The sequence below is a fragment of the Paenibacillus sp. sg306046 genome (genome assembly GCF_059821225.1).
In genome coordinates this window covers 1-1,280 of sequence record NZ_JCAMRT010000082.1, presented here as the reverse complement: position 1 = coordinate 1,280, position 1,280 = coordinate 1, and the positions used below count along the sequence as shown (strand labels likewise).

General features: G+C 56.7%; 1 protein-coding gene. It reads left to right on the top strand.

Going from position 1 to position 1,280, the window contains the following annotated elements; genetic code table 11:
• The coding region (locus tag AC6ROY_RS25355; protein ID WP_500103336.1) for a non-ribosomal peptide synthetase at positions 1-1,280 on the top strand (1,280 nt) is incomplete at both ends.

The window sequence follows — 1,280 nt, the reverse complement described above, 5'->3', positions numbered from 1 at the left end:
GCGACAGATACGGACTACCCGAAGGAAAAAACGATCCATAAGTTATTCGAGGAGCAGGTGGAGCGAACGCCGGATCAGGTAGCCGTTGTATACGAGGAGCAGAGCTTGACCTACCGGGAGCTGAATGAGCGGGCCAATCGGCTGGCGCGGACGCTCATCGAAGAGGGGGTGAGAAGGGATCAGCCGGTCGGAATTATGACGGAGCGTTCCCTGGAAATGATCGTCAGTGTATTCGCCATCTTGAAAGCCGGGGGAGCTTACGTACCGATTGATCCGATGTATCCGGCTGAGCGTATCCGGTATATGCTGGAGGATTCGGGGACCGGACTGTTGCTGCTGCAGCGTCATCTGCAGGAGCGGGTCTCCTTTGCCGGACGTATGCTGGTCGTAGAGGACGAGCGTATCTACAACGAGGATGGAACGAATCCGGACGCTGGGAGCAGAGCGGCTGATTTGGCCTATGTCATTTATACATCAGGTACAACAGGCAAGCCCAAAGGGGTAATGGTGGAGCACCGCGGGCTGAGCAACCTGAGGCTGATGTTCGGGGAAACGCTGCGGATGAGCAGTGAGGACAAGGTTGTGCAGTTCGCGAGCTTATCCTTTGATGCGTCATGCTGGGAAATATTCAAGGCGCTGTTTTTCGGAGCAACGCTGTACATACCGACGGCGGAGGCTATTTTGGATTATCGGTTGTTTGAAGGCTATATGCAGGAGAAGGGGATTACGACGGCGATCCTGCCGCCATCGTATGCGGCGTATCTGAATGTCGAGCAGATGCCGAAGCTAAGGAAGCTGATCACAGGCGGATCGGAAGTTCGTGCAGAGCAGGTAAGGAAGTGGAAGGGGAAGCTGGACTACTTCAATGCATACGGACCGACGGAAGCCTCGATTGTGACGACGATCTGGTCGGCGGCAGGTGAGGAGGGAGACCGGCAGGTGATCCCGATCGGTCGTCCGTTGCCGAACCACCGGAGTTACATCGTGGATGGGGCCAATCAACTGCTGCCGGTAGGGGTAGCAGGGGAGCTGTGCATCGGAGGAGAGGGATTGGCAAGAGGATATTTGAACCGGCCGGAGCTGACAGCGGAGAAGTTTGTGGACAACCCGTTTGAACCGGGGGAGCGGATGTACCGGACGGGAGATTTGGCGAGATGGCTGCCGGATGGTCAGCTGGAGTATGTGGGCCGGATTGATCAGCAGGTGAAGATTCGCGGCTACCGGATTGAACTGGGCGAGATCGAAGCGCAGCTGCTGCAAATTCCCTCGGTACAGGAAGC